The following is a 26306-nucleotide window of genomic DNA, read 5'->3' on the forward strand; positions in this document are numbered from 1 at the left end:
CCCGGGGCCCGACGTCCGAGGCCCGACACCCCGGAGCCCGGGCCTCAGTCCCCCGCGAAGTCGTCCGGAGTGGACCGGGCGAGGTCGGCGAGCGTCGCAAGGGCCCGGGAGAGCACTTCCCTGGTGGGTGACGCCAGTCCGAGGCGGATCGCGTGCGGGCCCCGGGGGCGGCCGACGGAGAACGCGGCTGCCGGGGTCACCGCGATGCCGTGCCGCGCGGCGGCGGCGACGAAGGTGTCGGAGCGCCAGGGGGCGGGCAGCTCCCACCACAGGTGGTACGAGGACGGGTCGCTGCGGGTGCGGAAGTCGCCGAGGCGCCGGTGCAGGATCTCCTGCCGCGCCCCGGCCTCCCGCTGTTTGGCCCGTACGAGGGTGGCGACGACCCCGTCCGCCTGCCACCGCACCATCGCCTCCAGGGGGAACCGCATGGGCGTCCACGCTCCGGAGCGCACGGCCGCCGCGACCCTGCCCGCCAGGGCGGCGGGGGCCACGGCGAACCCGAGGGACAGTCCCGGGGAGAGCCGCTTGGAGACGCTGTCGACGAGGACGGTGCGCTCGGGGGCCCGCGAGGCGAGCGTCGGCAGATCGTTCCGGAGGAAGGCCCAGACGGCGTCCTCGATCGCGTGGATGCCCGAGGTCAGCAGGACGTCGGCAAGGTGGTCGAGCCGCCGGGCGGGCATGGTGAGGGTCAGCGGGTTGTGGAGGACCGGTTGTACGTAGACGGCGTGCAGCGGATCCGCGCGGTGCGCCTCCTCCACCGCCTCCGGGATCAGCCCGTCCTCGTCCATGGCCAGGGGCACGAGGGTGACGCCGAGCCGGGTGGCGATGGCCTTCAGCACCGGATAGGTGAACTCCTCGACGCCCAGCCGGGCACCCGGCCGGGTCAGTGCGGCGACGGCGGCGGAGATGGCTTGCCGGCCGTTCCCGGCGAACAGGACGCGCTCCGGATCGGGCCGCTCACCGCCCCGTACGAGAAGGTCGGCGGCCGCCTCGCGGGCGGTGGGGGTGCCGGCGGGTCCGACCGGGCGGAGCACCGACTCCAGGTCGTCGGAGCGCACGAGCCTCGTCAGGCCGGCGGCGAGCAGCCCGGCCTGTTCGGGGACGACGGGATGGTTGAGCTCCAGGTCGACCCGGTCGACGGCGGGCTCGGAGAGGGCCGGGGCGGGTACGGACGCGCCGGGAGCGGCCGTGACGAACGTGCCGCGACCGACCTGGCCCACGGTGAGTCCCCGGCGGGCCAGCTCCTGGTAGACGCGGACGGCGGTGGAGTTGGCGATGGCGTGCCGTCGGGCGAACTCCCGCTGCGGAGGCAGGCGTTCCCCCGGCCGGAGCCGGCCGGACGCGATCTCCTCCGCCACGGCGTCGGCGACGGACCGGAAGTCCTTCACGGGATTTCCCTCCCCTGGTATCCCCTGGCCTGGTGTCCCTCCCCTGGTGTCCCCTGGTGAACGGACGGACCGGCATCGAAACACAACATTGCACCGAGTGCAATGGTCGCTATTGAACCGACCCAAAAGCCGAACCTAGACTCCGATTGCACCGAGCAAGGCGGTCGGTGCGCAAGGTGCCGGGCCGTCCGGCTCCGGACGAACAGAGCGGCGGACGCGCATGGTTGAGCTGAGCGGGGTGCTGGGGGTCGGGATGATCGCCCTGGGCATGGTGCTCACCCCGGGGCCGAACATGATCTATCTCGTCTCCCGGAGCATCACCCAGGGGCGACGCGCGGGAGTGGTGTCCCTCGGCGGGGTGGCCGTGGGTTTCCTGGTCTATCTGCTGGCCACCAATCTCGGCCTCTCCGTGGTCTTCCTCGCGGTGCCCGAGCTGTACGTGGCGGTGAAACTGGCCGGCGCCGGCTACCTGGCCTATCTGGCCTGGTGCGCACTGAGGCCCGGGGGCGTCTCCGTCTTCGCACCGAAGGAGATGCCGCGCGATTCCCCGCGCAGGCTGTTCACCATGGGGCTGATGACGAATCTGCTCAACCCGAAGATCGCCATCATGTACCTCTCCCTCATCCCGCAGTTCATCAGCCTGGAGGCGGGAAACGTCCTCCTCCAGGGCTTCGTGCTGGGCTCCGTCCAGATCGCGGTGGCTCTCACCGTCAACCTGAGCATCGTCCTGGCGGCGGGAAGCATCGCCGTCTTCCTCGCCCGGCGACCTTCCTGGCTCCGCGCCCAGCGCTATCTGATGGGCACCGCCCTGGGCCTGCTCGCGGTGTCGGTGGCGACGGACACCTCGGCGCCGGCGACCTCGGGCTGAACGGCCGGCCGGGGCCGGAGCATCGCCGGGGGCGGAGCATCGCCGGGGGCGGGGTCAGAGCATGATGAGCAGGCGCGTATCGGCCTTGAGCTTCCTGTTCACCGAACGGCTCTGGACGTAGACCTCCAGCTTGGGGTTGTTGCCCGCCTTCACGGAGACGGTCCCGCGGACCCCGGCGCCGAACAGGAGGTTGCGCGCCGCCTCGCCCGTGTAGGCGCGGTCGGTGTCCTTCTCGACGACGATGACCTCCTTGTCGGGCTGCACCTGGACCCGGGTGCCCAACTGGTAGTAGCAAGAGCCTCGTTCGTAGGTGACGCCCGGGTGTGAGTCGACGAAGGCGCGGATCTCCGTCTCCTTGTCGACCTTCAGCAGCCGGTACTTGTCGGCCGCGACCGGTTCGAGGTTGGCCCGCACGTCGTCCACGGATATGTCCTGGCCGACGGCGAACAGGTTCTTCGTGCCGCGCACGCCCTGCTCCCGGCCGCGCAAAAAGCTGGTGGCGGCGGCGCGCACGGTGCCGATCGCGTCCTCGACGCCCTTCTGGGAGTCCGCGTCCCAGATCGCGATGTTGCCGGCCGGGAAGCCGTAGTTCTGGGCGGTGCGCTTGGCCAGGGAGTTCGGCACGAGGATCGCGGAGGTCCAGTGCCCGGGGAGCCCGTTCATCTTCGCGGTGATCCGGTCGAGCCAGGGGCCGAGGATGCGCATGTCGCCGTCGTGCCGCCGGTCGCCGCCGGAGGCGTTCTCCTCGCCGTCCGTCACCACGATCTGGAGGAAGCTGTGCTCGCCGTACTCCTCCCAGATGTGGCCCAGGTCGTCCAAGGACTTCAACGAGGCCTCGATGAGGGCCGTGGCGCCGTTGTTGACCTTGTACAGCCCGCGCATGGACGGCAGGTGCTTCACATCCATGTCCCAGACCAGGTTCTCCACCCGGTGGTCGAAGGAGTAGAGACTGATCCGCGTCTCATGGCCGAGGCTGTCCGACTCGGCCTTCAGTCCCGCCACGAACTCGTCCACGACGCGGATCAGCTGGCCCTGGTGCTGGTACATGGAACCGGAGGCGTCCACGACCAGAGCGACGTGATTCACCTTGTGCTGGATCCTGTTGGCGGACATGGCTGTGCTCCTTCTCCGGTGTTCCCCGAACCCCCCGGGGGTTCCCCGAGCGATGTCTTCGACTGTATGGGGAGGCACTGACATTGACGCTGATACTTGGGTTCCGGTGGTCGTGACCCAGGCACTGACTGACACAACTGGGGCGGGCGCGGGTGGCGCCCGGCCCCGGCGGGAAGGTGCGGTGGGCGGATCAGTAGGCGGTTGATGACGGCGGCCCCGCCGAACGGGACGGCCGCGGCCAGGCAGTTGTAGTGGGCGCCGGAGCGCGGGTCGGTGACGGCCAGGGTGTGGGAGTTGACGGGGACGGTGGAGCCGTCGCCGCAGCCACCGGCCGCGCAACCCGCCAGCCAGGTGCGGAAGGCGCCGCCGTAGCGAGTGCCGGTGGTGGTGAGGTGGGTCCGGGCGGCGGCCCGCTGCCCGGTGCGGTAGTGGCCGAACACCGTGTCCATGTCGGCGGGGTGCTTCTCCAGCATGTACCGCGCGGCGGGCCGAAGGGGGGAGTTCGGCTGCGCCTGGGCCGGCTGCGCGAGCAGCACGACGCCCATCGCCCCGGTTACGGCCACTCGCTATCGAGGGCGTACGAGCCTTTCTGCGGGCTTACCGGGCCGGTGGGGGGCGGGGGCGGCGGCGCCGCCTGAGACGGGCGGCCGAGCAACAGGCAGACCCGGCGGGACGCGTACGCCTTCGCGGCTCCTCACACCGCGTGAATCCCGGAGGCCCCGAAGGCTCCGAGCACGGCTCCGGGCAATCCTCCGGACGGGTTACCCCCACCCACATGAGTGATCGAACACGGCATCACGGCTGAGACTGAGCGCTTCTCCTGGCGGATAAGCGCATGAGTTGGCGGTTCTGAGCGCCCCAGTTGGCGAGCGACCAGCTGAACGTCGCCGCGCGACTACGAGAGAGTGTGCGGGGTCGACGAGTGGGTTGGTTCCTTCGATGTCGGACCGGAGGTTGCTCCGTGGTAGGCCCGTCTCGACAGCGTTTCCTCTGAGCTGGCCGTTTCGTGCGCTGGAGAGGGGGAGTTTCGGCCTTCTTCGAGGCGTGCCGGTGCGGGTATTTGGTCAACTGCCGCGCCAGGTGGGATTTTTGGCTGGGATGATGTGGTGAGGCCCACAGGTGCGGGTGGTCTGAAGTGTCGGCAGGTCCGGCCGACGATTGTCTGGTCGGTGAGAAGGGGGAAGCGCATGTCCGGTGTGCAGGGTGGGGATGGGCAGTGGATCGATTTGGCGGATGCGGTGACGCTGCTTCGGGAACAGATCGCCGAGGCTCAGGGTCGGCTCGCCGATCCTGCGGGCGGTGGGGATAAAGGGGTGCGGTTCACGCTCGGGGAGATCACGGTGGAGCTTGGGCTGGAGTTGACCAGCGGTAAGGGGGTAGATGGCGGGTTGCGGTGGAGCGTGATCAGTCTCGGGGGAAAGAAGGAGAGCAGTACGACGGGCACGCACCGGCTCACGGTGCAGCTGACCCCGCACACGCCGGATGGCGGTGACGTGGACGTCAGCGACACGGAATAGGTCCTGCGGGAAATTCAAACGGACGGGCAACGGGGTGGTGAGCTTGTGGAGTTCGACCGCCGGGTGCAGATCCGGGTGGACCGGCTGAAGGATGGGCGCAAGGAGACGGGGTTCGGGTCGGGGTACCTGGTCGCGCCCCGTCTGGTGCTGACCGCCGCCCACGTTCTGGACGATCTGGACCCGGCCGCCGAGGATGCGGTGCGGGTAAGCCTGCCCGACGCCGACGATCAGCCGTTCCCCGCGTCGTTGCACTGGCAGCGCCAGGACAGCGTGCTGGACGCCGCTCTCGTCGAAATCCGGGAGGATTGCGGATGGCAGGTCCCGCAGTCCCTGGGTGACCTGCTCACCCGACCGCCCCAGCGCTACGGCCTGCTCATCGGCAACCGCCCCCACCCGGTCACCGCGACGGGTTTCCCGCGCATGCAGAAGGACATCGAGAACAGTCGGCGCCTGGATGAGCAGTTGACCGGACTCATCGCCCCCGGCACCGGTGTCCTGGCAGGCCGCTACGAGATCTCCAGCACCGGCCCGACTCCTGGCGCCGGGTCCGTCGGCGGGAGCCGTTGGTCGGGTATGTCGGGCGCTGCCGCCCTGGCCGACGACGGGTTCGGCGGCGACCTGCTGTGCGGCGTCGTGCGCCGCGACCGGCGAGCCGACGGCGGTGGCACCCGCCTGACCGCCACCCCCGCCGCCGCCCTCCTCGCCGACGACACCTTCCGCAGGCTCATCACCGAGCACACCGGCTGGGAACCCGTCCTGGAACCCGTCGAACCCGCCGCCCTGCTCACCCCGTCCGCGGTCGACCGCAACCTGCGCTCACCGGCAGCCCTCCTGCGCGCCGACGCCGAAGCCATCGCCTTCCACGGCCGCGCCACAGAACTCACCGACCTGAAGGCATGGTGCGAGAACGGCCCGCCCGCCATCGAGGTTCGGGTGCTGACCGGGCCCGGCGGGCAGGGCAAGACCCGCCTGGCCCGACGCCTTACCGACACTCTCGGCCGGCAGGGCTGGGCCACCGGGCACCTGGCCCCGGACCTCACCGACGCCCCCGCCCTCGACGGCACGCCGCCGGACTTCACCACCCTCAACACCGCCCTGGCCCTGCTCCTGGTCGTCGACTATGCGGAGACCCGGCCACGCCTGCTCCGCCGACTCCTCACGCACCTGCACCACTCCCGCCACCGGGTACGCGTCCTGCTGCTCGCCCGTTCCGACGGTCAATGGCGCACCGGCTCCCTCCAGGCTGTCCCCGCCGTACGCGACCTCCTCGAACAAGCCCCCCTCACCCCACTCGCCCCGCTCATGCCCACCAGCCGGCCCGCAAAAGACCGACGCGACGCCTTCCACCAAGCTGCCCACGACCTCGCCCGCCTGCTCCCGCTCATCCCAACCATGCCCCCACACGACTGGACACTCCTGGCCGCCGCGCTCCCGCCCCCTGCCGACCTGCACGAGCACCGCTACGACAACGTCCTCACCCTTCAGATGACCGCCCTGATTGCCCTCCTGCAGCACGGACCCCACCCCGTCGACTCTGCCCCCGGCGTACCGCCGGAGCGCACCCTCCTCAAACACGAGGACCGCTTCTGGGAGGCCAGCGCGAAAGCGCCCGGCCACAGACTCGACCTGCCCGCCCCGACCCTGGGCGCGGCCGTGGCGGTTGCGGCCCTGTGCGGAGCCAGCACCAAGGACGAGGCCCTGCACGTCCTCACGACTCTCCCTGGCCTGCCCGCCCACCAGATGCCGTCCGCCGCCGCGTGGCTCGCCTCCCTCTACCCGCCCGACGGCGACCGCTACTGGGGTTCCCTCCAGCCCGACCGCATCGCCGAATACCACGCTTCCCACACCCTTACCGAAGACACCATCACTCTGCCCGACCTGCTCGACGCGGCAGCACCCGGACAACAGGCTCAGGTCGTGACCGTCCTGGCTCGCGCCGCCATCGCCCACTACAACGCCGACCGCACCCCCGACAGCGAAAACGTCCTGAACACTCTGGACATGGCCTTGGATGCCGCCCCTCTATCCCACCAGGCCCTCGAAACCGCGACTAACGCGCTCCCCGAGTCCCGAATCACCAGCCGACTCGCGCTGCGCCTCACCGCCGCCCTCGTCCACGTCTGCCAGCAACGTGCGGCTGATAATCCGGGCGCCTACGCCGATCTCGCCGGGTGGCTGAGCAACCTTGGCACCCGGCTGGCGGCCATGGGACGACTGAGGGAGGCGCTGATCGCCGATCAGCAGGCGGTGGAGATCCACCGACGGTTCGCGGCGAGCAACCCGGCAGCCTACGAACCCAGTTTCGCCCGCTCGCTGCTAAATCGCGGCATCCGGCTCGGGCGTATGGGGCGGCAGGAAGAAGCTGTGGCGGCCGTTGAGCAAGCGCTGGAGATCTTTCAGCAACTCGCTGCGGAAAATCCGGCTACCCACGAACCCGAACTCGCGGCCTCGTTGTCCATCCTCGGCGCCCGGCTGGCGGCCGTGGGGCGGCCGGAGGAGGCGCTGACCGCTGATCAGCGGTCGGTGGAGATCCTGCGGCGCCTCGCGGCAGGCCGCCCGGCTGCCTACGAAACCGACCTGGCGGACTCGCTGTACAACCTTAGCGTCCGATGGGCAGAAGCAGGACAGCAGGAGAAAGCCCAGACCGCTGCTGAGCAGGCGGTGGAGATCTACCGTCGATTCGCGGCGAGTAATCCCGCCGCCCACGAACCCAGACTCGCGCAGTCGTTGTCCCGCCTCGGCGTCCTGCTGCGACGTAGGGGGCATAGAGGCCGGCAGGAAGAGGCTATAGCCGCCGTTGAGCAAGCGCTGGAGATCTGGCAGCGCCTCGCCGCGGAGAATCCGGCCGCCTACGAATCCGAACTCGCGCGTTCATTGATGCACTTCAGCAACCTGCTGTGGAGTGCAGGGAGGCTGAGGGAGGCTATGGCCATCGATCAGCGTGCTGTGGAAATTTTGCAGCGGCTTGCGGCGGACACTCCGGCTGCCTACGAGTCTGATCTCGCGGCCTCGCTGTACAACAAAGGCAACCGATTGGCGGAGGCAGGTGATGTTTTCGGGGCACTAAGCGCGACGATGATGTCTGAGGAACTCTTCCGCGGACTTGCTGCGAAAATACCCTCTCTACTCCCCGAACTGCATGCGGCGCAACATGCGTTGACGCTTCGCAGAGCGGGGTTGCTTGAACATTACGGGCACCTCAAGGGGGCGGAATCCCTCCGCCGCTGGCTCAGCAATCCGCTCCCACCCCATTCTCACAGTTGAAAGACGCATCTGAACTCTGGGTGCCCAAGATGCGCTGAGCCCTGGCCGGGTGAGACTGAGCGCTTCATCTGGCAGATGCGTGCTTGAGTTGGCGGGTGAGCATTTCAGTTGGTGGGGCTGCGCCCTGGTCGGTGAGGGGGGGGCGAGTTTGGACCCGTACTTCTGGAGTGCTGTGGCCAGCAGAGCACGGCACCCACGACGAACTCATCGCCGCACGCGGGCGGTACGCCGTCATTCGACGCGCAGGCAGCCCAGTACGCCCCCACCGTCGCCATCCCGAACCCCACCGCCCCCACGGTCGCGGACCCCGCGTGACCGGCTCGGACCTGCGGCCAAGCACTTGCCGCTACAGCCGTAGATCGTGATCTTCATGCTTGTTGACGAGCGTGATCCGGTCGCCGCGGCGGCCGGAGGCCGGTGTCCCGCAAGCAGCCCGTGTGCGCATCCATGGTCAGGCACTTCGGCGACCGCTGGGTCACCTGCCACCCCGGTGAACGAGATGGGGCCACCGAGCATTCAGGAATGTCCTTCCCAGCTCGGCCGGCCCCATCACGCACCCAGGGCCGTTCACGGTGAGAGCGGACGACGGGTCAGACGTACCGTCATGATTTGGAAGGGCCGCAGAGCGACGGGGATCCCGGCATCGGTGACAGGCAGGTGAGGGGCGTCCGCCAGTGGCCTTTCCAGCAGGTCGGTCGTCAGCGCGGTGTTCACCGGGAATCCGGTACGGAGGTGTGCCGCGGCCCGTCCGCCGAGCGACTCGTAGAGGCGCACGATCACGTCCCCCGAGCAGTCGTCGGCGAGCTTGACCGCTTCGATCACGACCGCGTCGTGATCGACTTCGACGAGGGGCGGGACGGCGGCCGTCCCGGCGACCGTGCGCTCGGCGAGGTTGAAGGCGTAGCCCTCGCGGACCGCGTCGGCGATGTCCGCGCCGACCACGAGTCCGTAGCGCAGTCGGTGGGCGCCTTGGTCTGCTTCCGGGTCGGGGAAAAGGGGCGCCCGGAGCAGTGAGAGCCGGGCGGTGGTCGTGGTGCCCCCGTCAGGGCGTACGTCCCGGGTGACGTCGTGGCCGTACGTCGAGTCGTTGACCAGGGCCGCTCCCCAGCCGGGCTCGGCAAGGTGCAGGAAGCGGTGGGCGCACACCTCGAAGCGGGCGTCGTCCCAGCTGGTGTTGGAGTGCGTGGGCCGCTGGACATGGCCGAAGGGGATCTCGCTGGTGGAGTGATCGGCGCGCAGGTCGAGGGGGAAGGCCGCCTTGAGGATCTTCTCGCGTTCCCGCCAGTCGATGGTGGTCTCGATGTCGAGTCGGCGGGTGCCCTCGCGGAGGGTCAGGAGCTGATGGACACGGGACCGGTTGAAGGACCGCACTATCTCGACCGCGTCCCCGCGGACGGTGACCTGATCCGCTTGGGTGAGGTCTTGAACGGTGTTGCGGTAGAAGGCGTCGAGGTCCCAGGCGTCCCACTGGTTCGGGAAGTCCTGGTGGAGCTGGAGGAGATTGCCGACGGCTCCGGGTGCGAGAGCCTCGCGTCCGGCGGACAGGTCGTAGGCGGAGGTGATCAGCCCGCGGGCGTCGACGGTGATGCGGACCAGTCCGTTGTCCAGGACGAAAGCGCCGTCATCGCCTTCCTGTACGGGTGTGGCCCGCGGTGCCGAGGCGCGCGGAGTACCACCCAGCGCGGGGACGCCGTCACGGGCGTGCGGGGCCGCGTTGAAGACGATCGTGTTTCCCTGCGCGTCCGGTGGGCCGGCGAGGCGACGCAACGCGGTTTCGACGAGGAGTTCCAGTTCCTGGGCCGCCTGCTCGTGAGCCTCCTCGGTCTCCCGGTGGACCCAGGCGATGGAGGAACCGGGCAGGATGTCGTGGAACTGGTGCAGCAGCACGGTCTTCCAGAGGCGGTCGAGCGCGGCGTACGGATAGGGGTCGCCGAGGAGCACCGAGGCGGTGGCCGACCACAGTTCCGCTTCCCGCAACAGGTGCTCGCACCGCCGGTTGCCCTGTTTGGTGGCCAGCTGACTGGTGAGGGTGCCGCGGTGCAGCTCCAGATAGAGTTCGCCGACCCAGACCGGAGCGTCCGCGTACTCCTCGTGGGCTTTGGCGAAGAAGTCCGCAGGACTTTCCATGTGCACCTTCGCGGAGCCTTCCAGATCCGCGAGCCGGTGGGCCCGTGCCAGCATCTCGCGCGTCGGGCCGCCTCCGCCGTCGCCGTAGCCGAACGGCACCAAGGAACGGTTCGCGGGCCCCTTGTCGCGGAAGTTGCGCTCGGTGTGGGCGATGTCGGCGCCGGAGAGATCGCCGTTGTAGGAATCGACGGGCGGGAAGTGGCTGAACACGCGTGACCCGTCGATGCCCTCCCACCAGAAGGTGTGGTGGGGGAAGGCGTTCGTCGTGTTCCAGGAGATCTTCTGCGTGAGGAACCAGTCGATGCCGGCGAGCTTCATGAGCTGGGGCAGCGCGGCGTTGTAGCCGAAGGTGTCGGGGAGCCACATGTCGCGTGTTTCGACACCGAACTCCTCCAGGTAGAACCTCTTGCCGTGGACGAACTGCCGGACCAGGGACTCGCCTCCCGAGAGGTTGGTGTCGGGTTCGACCCAGAGGCTGCCGGTCGGCAGGAACTGTCCGGTCGCCGCCTTCTCCAGCACCCGGGAGTACACCTCGGGGCGTTCCTCCTTCAGCCAGGCCAGCTGCTGTGCCTGCGACATGACGAAGCGGAAGTCGGGGTGATCGTCCATCAGCGCCGTCACGTTGGACACGGTGCGGGCTGCCTTGCGGACGGTCTCCCGAACCGGCCACAGCCAGGCCGTGTCGATGTGGGCGTGTCCGATCGCCGAGATCCGGTGGGCGCCCGCGTGCGCGGGCGCGGCGAGAACCGGGGTCAGCAGGGCCCTGGCCCGCCCGGCGGTGCCGCCGATGTCCTGGAGGTCGATCACGTCCAGGGCCTTGCCCACCGCGTGCCGGATCTGGTGGCGGCGCGAGGAGTCCTCGGGCAGTTGCCGCATGAGCCCGGAGAGCACGTCCAGGTCCTGGACCAGCTCCCAGACCGTACGGTCGAAGACCGCCGCGTCCATGCGCCGCAGACGGTACAGGGGGGTGTCGGCGGATGTCCCGCCCGCCTCCGCGCGGAGCCAGGGGGCCACGTCCCCGGCACGGGTGGGGACGAAGGGGTCGCCCGCCGCGTCGGGGTCGAAGATCAACGGGTTGGCGGCCGCCTCGATGTGAAACTCGAAGTCCTCACCGCCCTCGGCCCGTTCTGCTATCAGAAGCCAGGTGTTGCGCGGGTTGAGCGCCTTCACCGGAGAGCCGTCGGGGCGGTACACGAGCCCCTCGGCGGAGAACCCGGGCTGGGTGGCCCCGAAGCCGAGGTCGAGCACCGCCTCGACCCGCTCCCCCGCCCAGTCCCGGGGAACCGTGCCCCGGACCCTGAACCAGGTGGTGGACCAGGCCGGCCCCCAGCTCGCTCCGGGGGCGATCGGCCGGTAGGGCCCGGCTATGCCGTCAGGCACCGGCACGGGTTCGCCGGGGACGTGGTGGGCACTGACCTCGAGCGGGAGGGAGCGGACATGGACCGCGGGCCTCAGGCGCAGTTCGAGCACCCGGGCGAGGCGGTTCTCGGTGAGCGTGCGGTCGTCGTGCAAGGTGACTCCATCCAGAGTTCCGCGTGAGCGGAGGCAGGTCTGTCCGCGATGCCGACCGTGTGACGGCGGACATCGGCGAGAGCGGAGGTTCGGGTCTGCGGAGGTTCGGGTCTCAGGAAGGCTGCGTTCCGTACCGGATGACCTCGGTGGGGACCGTCGAACGTCGCGCGGGCATGTCGGCGCCGGCCCCGGCGCCGATCCGGTCGATGAGCATCCGGCCGGCCCTGCGCCCGATCTCGTCGGCGTCGTAGGACACGATCGTCAGCGGCAGACCGAGGACGTCCGCGAGGTCGAAGTCGTCGAAGCCGGCCAGGGAGACCGGTACGTCGAGGGTCCGCAGGGCGCGGATGGCGCCCTGGGTCAGACGGTTGTTGGTGCAGAAGAGGGCGGTGGGGGCGTCGGGGTCCCGCAGCAGAGCCAGCGCAGCCCGCTCGGCGGTGGCGACGTCGGTGGGCCCGCGGCGGACATGGCGCTCGTCCGGTTCCAGGCGGGCTTCCTCATGGGCGGCCCAGTAGCCACGGAACCGTTCGGCTCCGGTGTAGAGCGCGGGCGGATTCCCCAGGAACCCGATCCGGCGGTGCCCGTCCTCGATCAGCCGGCTGGTCGCCGCCTGGGCTCCGCCGAAGTCGTCCACGAGGACGCAGTCGGCTTCCATGCCCCCGGGCGGCCGGGAAGCGAGGACGATCGGAATGCCGCGCAGCGCGGCCGGTGCCAGATGGCGGTGGCTGCCGCCGGCCGGCACCACGATCATCCCGTCGACCTGGCTGGCGGCCAGGTCCTCCACCAACCCCTTCTCACGGTCGACCTGTTCGGCGGAGTTGGAGAGCAGGACCCGCAGGCCGTGCTCGTAGGCCGCCTCCTGGACGCCGAGCGCCAACCGTGAATAGAAGGGGTTGGCCAGGTTGGTGACAACCAGGCCGATCATTCCGCTGCCGCCGACCCTGAGGCGACGCGCCGTCTCGTTGCGGCGGTACCCCAGCGCGTCGACGGCGCCCAGCACCCGCTCCCTGGTGGCCTCGGCGACCTTGGGGTCACCCTTGAGCACCCGGGAGACGGTCATGGCGCTGACCTTGGCGTGCGTGGCGACGTCACGCATCGTCGGCGCGGTGACGCCACTTGGCCGGTGCTGCGCCACAGCCGTTCCTTCCCTCATGACGTCGGGGGGCCCGTGCCGCCACCGAGCTGCCGAATCCGCAGGCGGAGCCGCCATTCTAGGGAATACGAGAGTGGTATCCCCCTCCGCCCCGGTGGGCGGCCCCGGCAGCTCCCCCTGGGAGGACGGGAGTGTGGTTCTCACGAGGGGGCCTCTCTGCGGGAGTCGCCGCCCGGGGCGCCCGGGCGGCCGGCCGGGGAGAGGGCCCGCCGCGCCGGGCTGTCTTCCGGCGCTCTCCGCAGGGCCCAGTACGCGGCGCCGATCAGGGGCGCGTCCCCGGGCCGCCGGGCGGTGTGCAGGCTCATCCGGGAGACGATGCCGGCGGCTTCCCGCCCGACGCCCCGGGCCCCGAGGTCGAGGCCGCCGCGCAGGGCGGGCCCGATGAGATCCCAGGACTGGGCCATGGACCCGCCGACCACCGTCGCATCCGCCCGGAACGCGGCGCACCAGGGTGCCAGAGCCCGCCCCAAGGCCGTGAAGCACTCGCCGAGCACCGCGACGGCGTGCGTGTCCTCCCGGCGGGCCAGATCGGCGATGGCGCTGACGTCCGGTCCCTCGTCCGGCTCCGGAATGCCCGCGGCCCGGGCGTACCGCGAGCGGATCGCCCGGCGCGAGACCACCTCCTCCAGCGGCCGCCCGTCGAGGGTGATGTGGTGGGCCCGCCCGTCGGGGGGCACCGAGGTCCCCTCGGTGACCGGGTGGCCGTCGCACAGGAAGGAGGAGCCGACGCCGGTGCCCAGCGTGACGAAGACCGCCCTGTTCCACCGTGTCCCGGCGGGGCCGTGATGCTCTCCGACGGCGAACGCGTCGGCGTCGTTGAGGAAGCTGATGGCGCGCGGGCGGTTCAGTCGCTCCCGCAGTCCGGCGCCGACGTCGACGTCGTGCAACGCCTCGAACTTGCCGATTCCCCGGAACTTGCCGACACCGGACGCGTAGTCGAAGGGGCCCGGCACGGCTACGCCCCAGTGTGCTCCTGCGGGCGCCGCGATCCGGCGGGCGGTTCCGGCGAAGGAGTCGAGAATCTCCTCGGCTCCCGCGTCGGCGGGCACCGGCCCGCGCACGACGGATCCGTCGACCGGCAGTCCGGTCGCGGTGTCGACCAGGGCCGCGGTGACGTGGGTGCCGCCTATCTCCAGCACGGGGACCTGGGTCATGGCGATGTCACCAGCGACTTGACGACCTGTACGGGACGTGAGCCGACGGGCACGAGGCGATAGCCGCCGACGGATGCCGGGACGGTGAGGGTCTCGGCGAAGGCCAGGTCGTGGTGACGGCCGTCGGCGGTCTCCACCACCACGCCGTCCCCCGCGGCGACGTTGAGGATGTGGAACCGGCCCTCGGTGTCGTCCTCGGCCGGGCTCGTGCCGTCGAGCACGAAGCGGTGGACCGCGTAGAACATCTCGGGAAGGGCGCCGATCACCTCCTCCCGCCAGCCCTTGCCCTCGCGCAGGACGCGGGGCTGCTGGACCAGTTCGTCGGCGACTCGCGCCCCGCGCCGGTCGGTGTCGAGGTTGGCGAAGCCGTGGCGGTGGGACAGCGGCCTGGGTACGCCGGAGGTGGAGCGGCGCAGCCAGTCGTAGAAGCGCAGGGAGTACAGATACGGTGTCGCGCTGATCTCCAGGACGAGGTTGCCCGCCCCGGAGGAGTGCGGGGTGCCCGCGGGGATCATGAACAGTTGGCCGGGGTCGGCGGCGAAGGTCTGCACGTGGTTCTCGACGCGCAGCGGGACGCCGTGCGCCGAGGACGCCTCCACCTCCTTGCGCAGGAGGTCGACGTCCGTGTCCTGCCGCAGCCCGAGGAATACCTGGGAACCGGGGTCACTGGCCGTGACGTAGTACGTCTCGTGCTGGGTGTAGGGCCAGCCGAAGGTCTCCCTCATGTACTGCTCGCGCGGGTGGCAGTGCAGGGAGAGGTTGCCGCCCCCGACGGTGTCCAGGTAGTCGAAGCGGATGGGGAACGACGTGCCGAAACGCCGGTGTACGTCCGTGCCGAGGAACCGTTCGGCGTGCAGTACGCACAGCAGTTGGAAGGGCAGCTCGACCTGTGCCCCGGCGTCCTGGCCGACGAGGACGCCCGCTTCGGGAGCGATCAGCTCGTAGCCGAGAGCGGTGTTGCCGTCGTCGGGCTCGAAGCCGAGCTTGTCGGCGGCCCAGTGGCCGCCCCAGGCGGTGGAGTTGAAGTAGGGGCGGGTGCGCACCGGCTGTTCGGCGAGCCCGGCGAGGGTGGCGCGCATCGCCGTGCCGTCCAGGGAGGAGGGCGTCCGGTGGTCCTGGACATCGACCCAGCGGTCGATCCTCGGCGCCAGCGCGTCGCGGTGCCTGTCGGTGACGGGCCAGTCGATGTAGAAGAGGCTGCGCAGTTCACCCGGTGTGTCGGGGCGTCCGAGATTGGCCCCCACGGGCAGCGTTCCGGACGCCACGGCCCGCTCGGCGTAGCGCTTGGGCAGCTCCGCCCACCAGATCAGATCGGGTGAGCAGAGAGCGGCGCCGGGGCCGAAGACCAGCAGGACGCCCTGTGCGGGCCGCTCGACGGAGGGCGCGCCGTCGAAGAGGTCGGCCATCTCGAACTCGGCGAGCGGCAGGAAGAAGGCATCGGAGTCGGAGGGAGGCGTGCACAGGCGCTCCACCGCCGCCGACGACCAGCGCTCGCGCACATCGAGGACCGTGACCGGGATGTCGCGATCGCGCAGGGCGGCGGTGATGCCCTGCGCGACCGCCCTCCAGTCCAGCGCCGCCGGCCCGTCCACCGCGAGAACGGCGGGCGCCGTGGGCATCGTCGCGACCGCGTCGTGCCACCCGCCGGCCACGGTGCCGAGGGCCGGGTAGCGCGGGTTGCGTTCATAGGGGCGAGGCTCTGCGCGCACAGGTACTCCTGGAGAGGTGGGTGGGGTGTGCACTCGAATGGTAACGATAACTTTCTGACCCAACAAGGGGAGAGTGCGCGGTAGACACATACAGCCTGCTAGACAGCGAAGCGAGATGTTTTCTCGCCACAGGACCTTGTCCAGCCCATGTGGTGTCGTTAACATCTTGGCAATCCGGACCGCCGCAGCGTGCGGTACGGCGAGATCTCTCGGAGGGTCGCACCCTCCCACCCATCACACCCCAGAGCCGGGATCCCCGTCGGGTCCAAGGGAAGGGAACCATGAGATCAATCGGCCAGGCGACACCACAGTCGCCCCCTCCGCTCGGCCGCCGCAGCGTCCTGGCGGGGATCGGAGCGGGAGCCGCGGCGATGCTGGCCGGCTGCGCCCGGGGGAACAGCACGGCGGTCCAGCCGGGGACCACGTCACTCGCCAACGACAACGCCACCTGGGACCAGGGGTACGTCGCGGCCGGGCGCGAGCTGAAGAAGCTCACCGGCTACGCGCTGCGGCCGCTGTCCAACCCGAACCCCACGTCGTACAAGCAGGTCACGCAGATCTCGTTGCAGACCACCAAGGCCACCGACATGATCAAGTGGGCGTCGGGCTACTTCCTCAAGTCCTTGGCCCGCACCGGGGAGCTCACCGACCTCTCCTCCCTGTGGAGCGCGTACGAGCGCAAGGGCTGGGTCACCGAGCAGGCCCGGGAGCCGATGTCCTACCGCGGCGCGGTGTACGGGGTGCCCCTCTACGAGTCGTACTACGTGCTCTTCTACAACACGGCCCTCTTCCGCAAGCACGGGCTGCGTGCTCCCGACACCTGGGAGGAGCTGCTGCACAACGCCGAGGTGCTGAAGAAGGCCGGGGTCATCCCGTTCGTCGCGACACAGACCGGCAACTGGCCCGCGTACGAGTGGTTCCAGGAACTGGTCAGCAAGGTCGACCCCGAGTTCTACGGAGAGCTGGTCAGCGGGAAGGCGCGGTACACCGACCCGCAGGCGCACCAGGCCCTGCAGATCTGGCAGGACTTCATGCGCAAGGGCTGGATGACGCCGGCCGACTTCGACCAGAACAACGGAGCCGCCGCCCTCAAGTCGGGGCGCGTCGGAATGTTCCTGCACGGCTCCTGGCAGTCGCAGGGAATCGCCGCCACGGGTCTGAAGCCCGGTACCGACTTCGACGCGTTCGTCCTGCCGCCGGTCGAGTCCTCCACCCGACGTTCCGTGATCACCGAGTCCGGTGTGCTCGCCGTCCCCAAGAAGGCCGTCTCGCACGAGGCGGCGATGGCGAACGCCGCGAACTGGCTCGACCCGAAGGTCCAGAAGGTGTGGACCGACTTCCTCCAGGACGCCTCGGCCAATCCCCGCTCCAGGCCGGGCAATCCGGTGATGGCCGGCCTCAAGCAGCGTGCGCTGGAGGAGCGCTGGACGCAGCTGCCGCGCTACGGCGAGTCCGGCCCACCCAACCTCGTCCAGGGGAACACCGACGACCTGGGCGCTTTCATGACCGGCGCGTCCTCCCCCCGCTCCACGTTGCGCAGCATGGCCGACCGGGCGGCGAAGGAGTGGGCCGCGTGGGAGAGGGACGAAGCATGAGCTCCTCCGTCGAGCAACGCCGACCGTTGTCGCCCCGGCCGAGCGCCCGCCCGGATCAGCATCCGGGTCGGCCCGCGGACCGGCGCCACCGGCCCCGGCAGGCCGGGAGCAGGCTGGCCGGCGCCGGATTCCTGGCCCCCGCCGTCCTCTTCGTCGGCGCCCTGCTGCTGCTTCCGTTCGCCACGACCATCCACCGCAGCTTCTTCGACGACCGGCGCGTCTCCGGCTTCGCCGGTCTCGACAACTACACGCTCTTCCTCAACGACCCGACCCTGGTCCGGTCGGTCCAGAACACCCTGATGTGGGTGGTCGGCTCGGTGGCCCTCCCGATGGTGCTGGGTCTGGCCATCGCGGTACTCACCCACAGCGGCGGGTGGTCCCGGGTGGCCCGGTTGCTCGTCGTCCTGCCCTACGCCCTCTCCGGTTCAGCCGTCGCGGTGGTGTGGAACTTCGTCCTCACCACCGACGGCGCCGCCAACCAGGCCCTCAGGGCGTTCGGGCTCGACTCGTTCGCACAGGGATGGCTCCTCGAATGGCCGGGCAACACGCTGGTCATGATCATCGCCAACACCTGGCAGGCCGCGGGCGTCGCCGTGATCCTCTTCCTGGTCGGACTGCAGACCATCCCGCCCGAGACCCTGGAGGCCGCCGCCCTGGACGGCGCGGCCGGCTGGCGGAAGTTCTGGTACGTCGTCCTGCCGCAACTGCGGACCGTGTCGGTGATCGTCGTCGGCACCAGCCTCGTCGGCGGCCTCAAATCCTTCGACCTGATCTGGGTGCTCACCCAGGGAGGACCCGGCAGACAGTCGGAGACGCTCGCCGTCTCGATGTACCAGGAGACCTTCCTCGCCCTGCACCCCGGAGCGGGCGCGGCGGTCGCGGTCGTCCTCACCGCCATCGTGCTGCTCACCTCGTGGCTGTACCTACGGCGTCAGCTGACCCCGAAAGGCACCTGATCATGCCCACCCACACCACGCCCCGGCCTGCCCAGCGGCCGCGCCCCGCACCGGGACGCGTGCTGCGCAACACGGTCCTGGTGGTCACCTCGCTGGTCTGGGCGCTGCCCACCTGGCTCCTGCTCGTCAACGCCCTGGTGCCCGCCGCCGACTACAGCGGGGAGCCCCACTGGTGGCCGCAGGGGTTCGGCCTCTTCGACAACATCTCCCAGGCCTGGACGCAGGCAGAACTGGGCCCCGCCATGGGCAACAGTCTGCTCTACGCCGTCACCAGCGCCACGGCCGCCATCCTGGTGGCCACCATGGCCGCGTTCGCGACCGTCATCATGCCGGTCAGACGGAAGACCCTGTGGTTCTGGCTGATCTACTCCGGAACCCTGTTGCCGCTCCAGGTCTTTCTGCGCCCGCTCTTCCTCGCGTACGCCGACACCGGGCTCTACGACGCCCAGTTCGGGCTGTTCCTGGTGTACGTCGCGATCGCCGTCCCGTTTGCCTACTTCATCATGCGGAACTTCGCGCTGACCCTCGCACCGGAAATCATCGAGGCCGCCCGGATGGACGGTGCTTCGTGGTGGCGGATCTTCTGGCAGATCCATGTGCCGCTGTCCTGGTCCGCCATGGTGGCCGCCTTCGTCTTCCAGTTCGTCGCCGTCTGGAACGACCTGCTCTTCGGCATCACGCTCTCCACCAGCAGCAACATCCGCCCGGTCATGGCCGCGCTGGCCGAACTCCAGGGCAACTACTCCAGCGTGGGGCCGCCGGTCGTCCTCGGCGGAGCCCTCCTGGTCTCCCTGCCGACCGTCGTCCTGTTCTTCTCCGCGCAGCGCTTCTTCGTCAGCAGCCTCAGGCTGCACGGCTGAGTCCCGGGCGCCAGCCAGCCACCCCCTCCGCTCCACGAAAGGCAGACCATGATGAAGACACCCGTACGAGCCGCACTGGCCCTGGCCGTTCTCTGCGGGGCTCTGTCGGCGAGCCCCGCCGCCGCGGGCGGCACAGGAGCGGAGACCGACCCCTCCGCCTGGGCCCACCGCGCCGAGACCAGCTACCGATCACTGCAACGGCACCTCTACCAGGGACCGGAGCAGCACGGCCTCTACCTGGAGAAGACTCCGCGGACCCAGGAGGAGAACGAGCACTCCTACATCTGGCCGCTGCGCGAGGCCGCTGCCGCCACCGTCGACCTGGCCGAGCTCCCTCGGGCCGGCGCCCGCTACAAGCAGGACGCGGCCGAGCGCTTCTCGACACTTCGGCTCTACTTCAACCCCCGCGACGGCAGGCCCGGGTACGACTCCTACCTGCCGGCCCCGCTCGGCCAGGGCGGCGACGTCTTCTACGACGACAACGCTGTCGTCGGACTGACCTTCCTCGACCAGTACCGGTCGACCGGGGACGAGCTCTATCTCCGGCGGGCGGCGGAGACCTTCGACGTCGTCGGCCGGGGCTGGGACGACGACCCCGCCAAGCCGTGCCCCGGAGGCATGCACTGGGTCGACTCACCGGACAACTACATGCGTGCCGCCAACGTCACCGGACTGTCCGCCCAGTTGGCCGCAGAGCTCTACGCCATCGAGGGCGACGGGCGGTACCTCGCGAGCGCCGAGAAGTGGTACGAGTGGAACTGGTCGTGCCTGCGCCGCTCCCCGGGCCTGTACGACAACAGCCGTGACGACGACGGAACGGTCAACAAGACCCTGTGGACGTACAACTCCGGCGCGATGATCGGGACCGCCACCACGCTCTACAGCGCCACCGGGGACCGCACGTACCTCGACCGCGCCGTCGAGGACGCCGCGGGCTCGCTCGCGTACTGGAAGCAGGGCGAACGGCTGCATGACCAGCCGGCCATCTTCAACGCCTTCTACTTCGACAACCTCCGCATCCTCGACGAGGTGCGCCCCGACCCGGACTACCGCGCGACGGCGGCGGCCTACGCCGAGCGAACCTGGAAGGAGAACCGGACGCCCGCCGACGGGCTGTTCCGGTTCCAGCCCTCCGGCGGCGGCGACCACGCCCCGGGAGCGCAGGCGGAGACGCTCCATCAGTCCGCGATGGTCCAGATCTTCGCCGGCCTCGCCGCCGACCCCTCCTGATGCTCGGCCTCCCGAGCGACACCTGACGGCACAACCACGAGTGGAGACCCCTCCCATGCCCCGCCCCGAACTCGCACGTCCCTCCTGGTGGGACTCGAACATGGCCCGCGACATCCTGCGGCAACGCGCGGTGTCCTGCGAGAGGACCCTCGCAGGACAGCGGGTCAGGTTCTCCTGCGAACCCCTCCTGCGACGCGACGGCGCGGGCGGCCTGCTCCAGTCGGTCCGCGTCTCGGCCGGCCGGCCGGTCACCCGCGCCCGCGTGACCTCGCTCACCGGCAACGAGCTGCGCTGCGACATCCTCCCGGGACCGGGCGGGGAAACCCGGCTCCTGGTTCCGGAGGTCGACTCGGCGACGCCCGTCCTGGTCGAACTGCCGGAGCTCGCCGACGACGAGAGCACCGAGGTGCTGCTGACCCCCCAGCGCCACTGGACGCTCCACCTGGTCCAGCACGCACACCTGGACATCGGTTACACGGACCCGCAGAGCACCGTGCTCGCCGAAGGACGCAAGTACCTCGATTCCCTGCTCGAACTGTGCCGCACCACCGACGACTGGCCGGACGAGTCCAAGTTCCGCTGGGCCGTCGAGGGCTTCTTCAGCTACGAGAACTGGTCGCAGAACCGGCCGCCCCGGCTGGTCGCGGAGTTCCTCGACCGTGTCCGCGAGGGTCGTATCGAGCTCACCGCGATGCCCTTCAACCTGCACACCGAGACGTGCTCCACCGACGAACTGCATGAACTGCTGCGCCCTGTACGCGAGTTGCGTGCCCGGCATGGTATCGATATCAACACGGCCATGCAGACGGACGTGCCGGGACAGGTCGTCGGGCTCCCCGACGTCCTCACGGACAGCGGGATCCGGTATCTCTCGGTCGCCCACAACTGGGCCGGCCGTGCGGTGCCTCACCACGTCGGGGGCCAGCATCTGCCGCGGCTGTTCCGCTGGCGGGCGCCGAGCGGACGTGAGGTGCTGGTGTGGCGCACCGACACCCCGCACGGTCTCGCCTACATGGAGGGGTCGATCCTCGGGTTCGACGAGTCCTTCGACTGTGTCGACGACCTGCTGCCCGCCTATCTCTCCGCGCTTGCGACCCACCAATACCCTCACGAGGGCCGCGGGATCCCGGGGTTCCCCATCCTGGACGAGGAGTTCAAGGGCGACCCCTACCCGTGGGACATCCTGCACCTGCGGGTGCTGGGCAAGTTCGCCGACAACGGTCCGCCGCGCCGTGTCATCGCGGACACGGTACGCCGCTGGAACGAGGAGTGGGCCTTCCCCGTCCTGCGCACCTCGCGCAACGAGGACTTCTTCGCGGACGCCGAGGAACGGCTCGGGGAGCGGCTGGAGACGTTCGAGGGCGACTGGACGGACTGGTGGGTCGACGGCGTCGGCGCGGGTGCCGTACCGCTGGCCGCCACCCGGGACGGTCAGGCGGCGCTCGCCGACGCACAGACCCTGGCGGGGCACGCGGAGATCCTGGGGGCACCGGGCGGAGCGGGCATCACGGCAGCGGCGCCCGAGGTGTACCGGGCGGCCTCCCTGTTCAACGAGCACACCTGGGGCGCCGGTGACCCGTGGACCCACGGCGACCACGGCCACGCGTCGGGCGAGCGGCAGTGGCACTGGAAATACGCCCAGGCCCTGCGCGCCCAGGACGGGGGGCAGACCCTCCACGACGCCGCGAGTACGGCGCTGGGGGACGCGCTGGCCCCGCGCGAGGGGACGCTCGCCGGTTTCTACATCGTCAACACGTGCGGCTGGGACCGGTCCGAGGCCGTTCGTCTCTTCCTCCCGGAGAGCACGGCGCCCCTCGACGCGGCGGTCCGGGTCGTCGACTCCCGCGACGGTGCCGCTCTCGAGGTGACCGAAGAGGAGCAGAGCAACGAACGCCACCGGGCGGCCGGTCGCTTCCTGCTGTTCCGGCTGGCGGACGTGCCGGCCCACGGTGCCGTACGGGTGGACATCGAGCCGGTGTCGCCCCGTACGGCCGGGCGGCCGGTGGAGCGGGACTCCCACGCGGACACCTCCACGGTTCTCGAGAACGAGTTCCTCCGCGTCCGGGTCGACCTGAGGTCCGCGTGCATCGCCTCGGTCCTGGACAAGCGGACCGGGAACGAGCTGGTCCGGCAGGACGCCACGGTCGGTTTCAACGGCTATCTGTACGACCAGTACGCGACGGCCGGCGGATTCAATCACCAGTCGAGCAAGACCACGGCGGACGACTCGATGCATCTGCTGGCCGCACGGCAGACGGCCCCTCCGGCAGCCCTGGTGGAACGGACCACCGACGCCACCGGCCAGGCGCTCGTCTATGAATGCGCCCCGGCCGGAACCCGACGGCTGCGGGTCACGGTCCGTCTGCCGCACGGGAGTGCGCGGATCGATATGGAGAACCGGATCGACAAGTCCGCGACCCTGACCAAGGAGAGCGCCTTCTTCTCGTTCCCCTTCGCCATGGAGTCCCCGTCCGTGCGGATGGAGGCGACGGGCGGGGTCACCGGGACAGGACTGCCCACGGTCCCCGGTTCGGCCCGGCACATGCGGGCGGTACGCCGCTGGGTCAGCCTGGAGGAGAACGGCCTGAGCGCGGCCCTCGCCACGCAGGACGCGCCGCTGATCCAGGTCGGCGGGATCGCCGTCCCGTACGTGCCGTATCCGCAGTCGCTGGCCCAGGAGGAGCCGGGCACGGTGTTCTCCTGGGTCCACAACAACATCTGGGACACCAACTTCCCCTCGGAGCAGGCATTCGACCACGTGTTCCGGTACAGCGTCGGATGGGAGGGCGCACCGGCCCTCGCCGGCCCGGTGCTCGGCATGCGCACGGCTGCCGCCGGCAGCCGCCCCCTGGTCGCGGTACGAGCCCTGCGGCCGCCCGAGGCCGAACCCCGCGCCGCCTACGCGCTGCTGTCCCTCGACGACCCACGCATACGGATCGTCGGTCTGACAGTGCCGGAGCCGGGACGCCTGCTCGTACGACTGCAGTCCCTCGCCGAGGAGCCCGTCACCTGCCGACTCGCCGTACGCTTCCCCGCCCGGGACGCGAGGGCGGCGGACTACCTCGGCCGCACAGGCGCCGCGATACAGATGGGGCCGGACGGCTCCCTGCCCGTTTCCCTGCCCAGGCTGGGCACGGCGGCAGTGGCACTGACGACAGCGGGCTCTCCCGAGGGGAGGTGACCGGGGCAGGGATGCACGTGGTCGCCCGAACCACCTGACGACCACGGTGCGACCGACCGTTCTCAGGGCCTCGGGGCGGGTGCTCTCCCGCCCCGAGGCCCTGGGGAGCCGTCCAGGGCGCGGGGAGGGCCAAAGGGTCGATGCAGGCAAACCACGCGTCCTGCTCCTCAGGCGGCTGAGAGCGCTGGTACTCGTCCCACGTGGCGAACCCCTCCGGTGGCGGCGGAACGACGTATCCCAACACCTCACACCGGAAGCGAGCGAGGCGCCCAGGCTCTGCGCAGGCGAAGGTGACTTGGAAGTGCTTGACCCAGGACATCGGCGCTCCCTACCAAGAGTGCTCTGCTGCCCGCTTCCTCAGATGGATCCCCCCAGCAGTGCCTGGGGAAGAGGAAGGGACCTGGGCGTTCGACAAACGGAGAGAGCAGCCCGGCTGGCTCAAGTGCTGGTGGCCAATGCTCACTTGGTATGGCTGCCGCGTCGGCCTCGACGCCGTGGGGAAGCACGCTGTCGCCGAGCTTGCGGGATGCTTTGCCGGTCAGCAGGGGGGTGCCCCGGCCGGGCGCGGAGTGGGCGGGCAGGTCGAGTACCCGGGAGTCGTTGAGGAAGAAGCGGCTGCGCATTTCGCAGCCGTGTTCGGTGGGGCGGATCTGGTGGATGTGTTCGCGGGCCGCCGTAGGCGCCGCGGAGGGCTGTCAATGCTGCAGGAGGTCCGCGGTGAACCAGCGTGTCGCCAGGTCGATGGTCTCCTGCAGGTGGTCGTCGAAGAGTTCGAAGTGGGTCTGCGGGAACTCCACGATCTCCACGCCGACGACCGGTTCGAGCGCCTTGCGTGCGGGGCCGACGGGAGTGATCGCGTCGTCGGCGGCGAGAACCACATGCAGGGGGGCTGAGATGGCCTGGAGTTGGGTGGCCGGGTAGTAGTTGGCGAGGTTCCACAGTGAGGCGAGGGTGACCTCGTTGCGGTAGGTCGGTGCGTCGGCCGTCATGCGCTGGGTCCATTCCCACGCCCCGTCGCTGTTCATGGCGGCGATCTCGCCGGGCTTTCCGCTGCTGGGGATCATCTGGGGTTCCTCACCGGCGGCCATGCGCCCGGCGGCGTCCTCGATCGCGGTGACGAGTTCGGCGGGCTGGGTCGAAAGGTCCAGGCCGGTGAAGGGGATGAGGACGACGGTGGAGCGCACCCGCGCGTCGGTGGAGGCCACGGCCAGTGCGTGGCCACCGGACATGCTGGTGCCGAACAGGCCCAGACGTTCCGCGTCGATGTCCGGATGGGCGCTCAGGTACTCCAGTGCGTCCCGGTACGCCTGCTGCTGGGCGTCGAGGTCCATGTGCTGGCGGGGCTCGCCCTCGCTGCTGCCGAAGCCGGCGTAGTCGAACGCCAGCACGGCGATCCCGGCCTGGTTCAGCGCCTTCGCGTAGGCGGGGATCAGCATCTCCTTTACGCCGCCGAAACCCGGTCCGTACGCGACCCCGGGCACCGGGCCGACCGCGCCGTCCGGAAGGTACAGATCGCCCTTCAGCCGCACGCCGCCGGAAGGGAATTCGATGGTGTGGGTACTCATCACAGCTCCTGGTGAGGTCCGGGCCGGGGCCACATGCAACGGGCTCCGCAGTCCGGACGGACCGCCCCAGCACTAACACCACAAGTTGAGCATTTTTACTCATCATGTGCAAGTTTTATTTGCTCACGTCGTGCAAGAATGTGAGGGTGAAACCTCCTCCCACACAGCAGCAGGCCGCCGGCCACGGACGGCCCGCGCGGGCCCGTGAGCGGAACCGGCTGGCGATACTGACCGCTGCGCAGAACGTGCTGTCCAGCAACCCGAACGCCTCGATGGACGAGATCGCCGAGGCGGCGAACATGGTGCGCCGGACGGTCTACGGCCACTTCCCCAGCCGCCAGGACCTGATCACCTCCCTGGTGGAACTCGGTGCGCAGGAGCTCATCGCCTATGTCGGCGACATCGACGTGCAGGCTCGCGACGCCTCTGCGGAGATGGCCGGACTCGTCCTGCGCACCTACGGCACGGCCAAGCGGTTCGGCCCGGTCATCGAACTGGCCCGCCGCACCTCCGCCGACACCGTGTTCGCGGCCATGGAACCGTTCAACATCGTCGTCGCCGCACTGATCCGCCACGGCCAGAAACAGGGAGCCTTCACCTCACCGCTGGACCCGGACCTGCTCGCGCACCTGCTCGAAGCCTGCGCCCTGGCCTTTCACTCCGCCCAGCAGAAACGGGCCTGGCAGGGAGGCGAGGAAGACGTCGCGCACAGCCAACTCCTTCTCCTCGGAGTCCCGGCAGACAAGGCACGCGCCACCGTCAACCAGGCCGCCGCTGTCCTCACTCAGGAAGCCGGAATGAGCTGACCGGGTCCGCAGCCGGCCCGCCGCCAACGCGGACAGAGTCCGGTGGACGCGGTTGGAGCCGAACCGGGTTCGCCGGCCCAGTCCCCGGCTGCCTCCCCGTGCCGGTGCCTTGGGCCGACGGTCCGGCCCGAGGCGGTGTTCTCACTCTGCGGGCGTCCGGGCCCCGGGAAAGCGGGAGATCTCTCGTTGGACGAGGTGGCCTTTCGTTCCGATGCAGCACGAAGTGGCCGTGCGTGCTGTGGTGACGCTGGATGCTCAGGTGGTACCCGTCGACCTGGTCGACGGGAAAGACGTAGCCGAGGCGCGCC

General features: G+C 70.0%; 17 protein-coding genes and 1 pseudogene. 9 read left to right on the forward strand and 9 right to left on the reverse strand.

What is annotated here, in order from left to right:
* Positions 1-44: 44 nt before the first annotated feature.
* Entirely contained in the window at positions 45-1388 is a 1344-nt protein-coding gene (locus ACFWM7_RS02415) for a PLP-dependent aminotransferase family protein (RefSeq protein WP_383254110.1), read from the reverse strand.
* Positions 1389-1608: 220 nt separating this feature from the next.
* Between ACFWM7_RS02415 and ACFWM7_RS02420 the strand changes: the two genes are divergently transcribed.
* The gene (locus ACFWM7_RS02420; RefSeq protein ID WP_205081570.1) at positions 1609-2256 is read left to right on the forward strand and encodes a LysE family translocator; all 648 of its coding nucleotides are present in this window, start codon (positions 1609-1611) and stop codon (positions 2254-2256) included.
* Between the two features lie 54 nt (positions 2257-2310).
* Here the strand turns inward: ACFWM7_RS02420 and ACFWM7_RS02425 are convergent, their stop codons facing one another.
* Both ACFWM7_RS02425 and ACFWM7_RS02430 read right to left on the reverse strand, forming a co-directional pair.
* Entirely contained in the window at positions 2311-3369 is a 1059-nt protein-coding gene (locus tag ACFWM7_RS02425; protein WP_383254112.1) for a VWA domain-containing protein, read from the reverse strand.
* A complete protein-coding gene (locus ACFWM7_RS02430) occupies positions 3339-3914 on the reverse strand; it encodes a collagenase (RefSeq protein ID WP_383254175.1) in 576 nt (191 codons plus the stop codon). The genes ACFWM7_RS02425 and ACFWM7_RS02430 overlap by 31 nt, the downstream gene beginning before the upstream one ends.
* Positions 3915-4556: 642 nt before the next feature.
* On the opposite strand from ACFWM7_RS02430, the gene ACFWM7_RS02435 reads away from it, so the two are divergent.
* A complete protein-coding gene (locus tag ACFWM7_RS02435; protein ID WP_383254114.1) occupies positions 4557-4886 on the forward strand; it encodes a trypco2 family protein in 330 nt (109 codons plus the stop codon).
* A gap of 45 nt (positions 4887-4931) precedes the next feature.
* Positions 4932-8150 (forward strand): tetratricopeptide repeat protein, encoded by a 3219-nt coding sequence (locus ACFWM7_RS02440; protein WP_383254116.1) that lies wholly within the window; start codon positions 4932-4934, stop codon positions 8148-8150.
* A gap of 567 nt (positions 8151-8717) precedes the next feature.
* Here the strand turns inward: ACFWM7_RS02440 and ACFWM7_RS02445 are convergent.
* The 4 genes from ACFWM7_RS02445 to ACFWM7_RS02460 all read right to left on the reverse strand — a co-directional run bounded on the left by ACFWM7_RS02445 (position 8718) and on the right by ACFWM7_RS02460 (position 15805).
* Positions 8718-11789: a glycoside hydrolase family 38 C-terminal domain-containing protein gene (locus ACFWM7_RS02445; RefSeq protein ID WP_383254118.1), complete on the reverse strand. Its 3072-nt coding sequence runs from the start codon at positions 11787-11789 to the stop codon at positions 8718-8720.
* Between the two features lie 112 nt (positions 11790-11901).
* Positions 11902-12885, reverse strand: a complete 984-nt coding sequence (locus tag ACFWM7_RS02450; protein ID WP_383254178.1) for a LacI family DNA-binding transcriptional regulator — start codon at positions 12883-12885, stop codon at positions 11902-11904.
* Between the two features lie 197 nt (positions 12886-13082).
* A complete protein-coding gene (locus ACFWM7_RS02455; RefSeq protein ID WP_383254120.1) occupies positions 13083-14096 on the reverse strand; it encodes an ROK family protein in 1014 nt (337 codons plus the stop codon).
* Entirely contained in the window at positions 14093-15805 is a 1713-nt protein-coding gene (locus ACFWM7_RS02460) for a class I mannose-6-phosphate isomerase (protein WP_383254122.1), read from the reverse strand. The genes ACFWM7_RS02455 and ACFWM7_RS02460 overlap by 4 nt, the downstream gene beginning before the upstream one ends.
* 281 nt (positions 15806-16086) lie before the next feature.
* Here ACFWM7_RS02460 and ACFWM7_RS02465 point away from each other — a divergent pair, with 281 nt between their 5' ends.
* The 5 genes from ACFWM7_RS02465 to ACFWM7_RS02485 are packed head-to-tail and all read left to right on the forward strand — an operon-like array spanning position 16087 to position 23627.
* A complete protein-coding gene (locus tag ACFWM7_RS02465) occupies positions 16087-17400 on the forward strand; it encodes an ABC transporter substrate-binding protein (RefSeq protein WP_383254124.1) in 1314 nt (437 codons plus the stop codon).
* Complete coding sequence (locus tag ACFWM7_RS02470; RefSeq protein WP_383254127.1) at positions 17397-18356, forward strand: carbohydrate ABC transporter permease; 960 nt, start codon at positions 17397-17399, stop codon at positions 18354-18356. Before ACFWM7_RS02465 ends, ACFWM7_RS02470 begins: the two co-directional genes overlap by 4 nt.
* 2 nt (positions 18357-18358) lie before the next feature.
* Entirely contained in the window at positions 18359-19216 is an 858-nt protein-coding gene (locus tag ACFWM7_RS02475; RefSeq protein WP_383254129.1) for a carbohydrate ABC transporter permease, read from the forward strand.
* Between the two features lie 48 nt (positions 19217-19264).
* Positions 19265-20446 (forward strand): glycoside hydrolase family 76 protein, encoded by a 1182-nt coding sequence (locus tag ACFWM7_RS02480; RefSeq protein ID WP_383254131.1) that lies wholly within the window; start codon positions 19265-19267, stop codon positions 20444-20446.
* 55 nt (positions 20447-20501) lie between these two features.
* On the forward strand, positions 20502-23627 hold the full coding sequence (locus tag ACFWM7_RS02485) for a glycoside hydrolase family 38 C-terminal domain-containing protein (RefSeq protein ID WP_383254134.1): 3126 nt from the start codon (positions 20502-20504) through the stop codon (positions 23625-23627).
* A 133-nt stretch (positions 23628-23760) separates the two neighbouring features.
* Here ACFWM7_RS02485 and ACFWM7_RS02490 read toward each other — a convergent pair.
* Both ACFWM7_RS02490 and ACFWM7_RS02495 read right to left on the reverse strand, forming a co-directional pair.
* Positions 23761-23946: pseudogene (locus tag ACFWM7_RS02490) on the reverse strand (VOC family protein); the annotation flags it as partial.
* Between the two features lie 376 nt (positions 23947-24322).
* A complete protein-coding gene (locus ACFWM7_RS02495) occupies positions 24323-25192 on the reverse strand; it encodes an alpha/beta hydrolase (protein ID WP_383254136.1) in 870 nt (289 codons plus the stop codon).
* Between the two features lie 146 nt (positions 25193-25338).
* Here ACFWM7_RS02495 and ACFWM7_RS02500 point away from each other — a divergent pair, with 146 nt between their 5' ends.
* Positions 25339-25998, forward strand: coding sequence for a TetR/AcrR family transcriptional regulator (locus tag ACFWM7_RS02500; protein ID WP_383254138.1), 660 nt, complete (start codon positions 25339-25341; stop codon positions 25996-25998).
* Positions 25999-26306 lie beyond the last annotated feature (308 nt).

Source organism: Streptomyces sp. NPDC058375 (assembly GCF_042723425.1).
GTDB classification, from domain to species: Bacteria; Actinomycetota; Actinomycetes; order Streptomycetales; family Streptomycetaceae; genus Streptomyces; species Streptomyces durocortorensis.

Excerpts from the sequence above, each read along its gene's own strand:
- ACFWM7_RS02475 (WP_383254129.1), top strand. The coding sequence starts at position 18,359 with ATGCCCACCCACACCACGCCCCGGCCTGCCCAGCGGCCGCGCCCCGCA.
- ACFWM7_RS02470 (WP_383254127.1), top strand. The coding sequence starts at position 17,397 with ATGAGCTCCTCCGTCGAGCAACGCCGACCGTTGTCGCCCCGGCCGAGC.
- ACFWM7_RS02495 (WP_383254136.1), bottom strand. The coding sequence starts at position 25,192 with ATGAGTACCCACACCATCGAATTCCCTTCCGGCGGCGTGCGGCTGAAG.
- ACFWM7_RS02480 (WP_383254131.1), top strand. The coding sequence starts at position 19,265 with ATGATGAAGACACCCGTACGAGCCGCACTGGCCCTGGCCGTTCTCTGC.
- ACFWM7_RS02435 (WP_383254114.1), top strand. The coding sequence starts at position 4,557 with ATGTCCGGTGTGCAGGGTGGGGATGGGCAGTGGATCGATTTGGCGGAT.
- ACFWM7_RS02425 (WP_383254112.1), bottom strand. The coding sequence starts at position 3,369 with ATGTCCGCCAACAGGATCCAGCACAAGGTGAATCACGTCGCTCTGGTC.
- ACFWM7_RS02420 (WP_205081570.1), top strand. The coding sequence starts at position 1,609 with ATGGTTGAGCTGAGCGGGGTGCTGGGGGTCGGGATGATCGCCCTGGGC.
- ACFWM7_RS02485 (WP_383254134.1), top strand. The coding sequence starts at position 20,502 with ATGCCCCGCCCCGAACTCGCACGTCCCTCCTGGTGGGACTCGAACATG.
- ACFWM7_RS02450 (WP_383254178.1), bottom strand. The coding sequence starts at position 12,885 with ATGCGTGACGTCGCCACGCACGCCAAGGTCAGCGCCATGACCGTCTCC.
- ACFWM7_RS02455 (WP_383254120.1), bottom strand. The coding sequence starts at position 14,096 with ATGACCCAGGTCCCCGTGCTGGAGATAGGCGGCACCCACGTCACCGCG.
- ACFWM7_RS02430 (WP_383254175.1), bottom strand. The coding sequence starts at position 3,914 with ATGGGCGTCGTGCTGCTCGCGCAGCCGGCCCAGGCGCAGCCGAACTCC.
- ACFWM7_RS02465 (WP_383254124.1), top strand. The coding sequence starts at position 16,087 with ATGAGATCAATCGGCCAGGCGACACCACAGTCGCCCCCTCCGCTCGGC.